Origin of the sequence: Geminicoccus flavidas, assembly GCF_009806515.1 — a bacterium.
In the GTDB taxonomy this organism is placed as follows: Bacteria; Pseudomonadota; Alphaproteobacteria; order Geminicoccales; family Geminicoccaceae; genus Geminicoccus; species Geminicoccus flavidus.
The window spans coordinates 1-924 of the sequence record NZ_WUJP01000032.1 but is presented as its reverse complement, the minus strand read 5'-3'; the positions used below and the strand labels follow the sequence as shown (position 1 = coordinate 924).

The 924-nt window shown below is 68.9% G+C and carries 1 pseudogene; it reads right to left on the bottom strand.

The annotated features are described in order from the left end of the window. Positions 1-924: pseudogene (locus EQG76_RS00785) on the bottom strand (transketolase); the annotation flags it as partial.

Sequence of the window (924 nt, the reverse complement as noted above, 5' to 3'; positions counted from 1 at the left end):
CGCCCGACGCCTCGGCTAGCACATAGGCACCCTTGGCGCACAGATTCTCGGCGCTGTCGCTGGTGCGGACAGCCGGCAGGTTCTGCCGGGACAGGGCCAGCACCGACGGCTTGTTCACCGTGTCGATCGCGATCTCCCAGCATTCCGCGGTCTCGACCGCATCGGCGGGGCGCAGCACGAGCAGGTTCGGGATCGCCCGGAGCGCCGCCAGATGCTCGACCGGCTGGTGGGTCGGCCCGTCCTCGCCAAGGCCGATCGAATCATGGGTGCCGACCATGATCGAGCGGATGCCCATCAGTGCGGCCAGCCGGATCGACGGTCGGCAATAGTCAGTGAACACCAGGAAGGTGCCGCCATAGGGGATCAGCCCGCCATGCAGGGCGATGCCGTTCATCGCCGCCATCATGCCGTGCTCGCGCACGCCGTAATGGATGTAGCGGCCGGACAGGTCGTCGGGCGTGATCGAGACGGTCGAGGGGGTCTTGGTGTTGTTCGAGCCGGTGAGGTCCGCCGAGCCGCCGATCAGCTCCGGGATCTGGGCGGTCAGGACCTTGAGCGCCTCCTCGGACGACTTGCGCGTCGCCCAGTTCGGCTGCTCTTCGACCAGCTTGGCCTTGTAGGCCTGCATCGCCAGCCGGGCCGCATCCGAGGGCTTGGCCGCCATCGCGGTGCGGAAGTCCTCGCCATGGCTGGAGGCCGCCAACCGCTCGCGCCACTCGGCATGAAGGCGGGCTCCCTTCTTGCCGACCTCGCGCCAGGCCGAAAGCGTCGCCTCGGGCAGCTCGAACGGCTGGTGCGCCCAGTTCAGCGCCAGCCTGGTCGCCTGGGCCTCGTCCTTGCCAAGCGGCGAGCCATGGACGCCATGGCCGCCGGCCTTGGTGGGCGCACCCTTGCCGATAATGGTGCGGCAGGCGATCAGCGTCG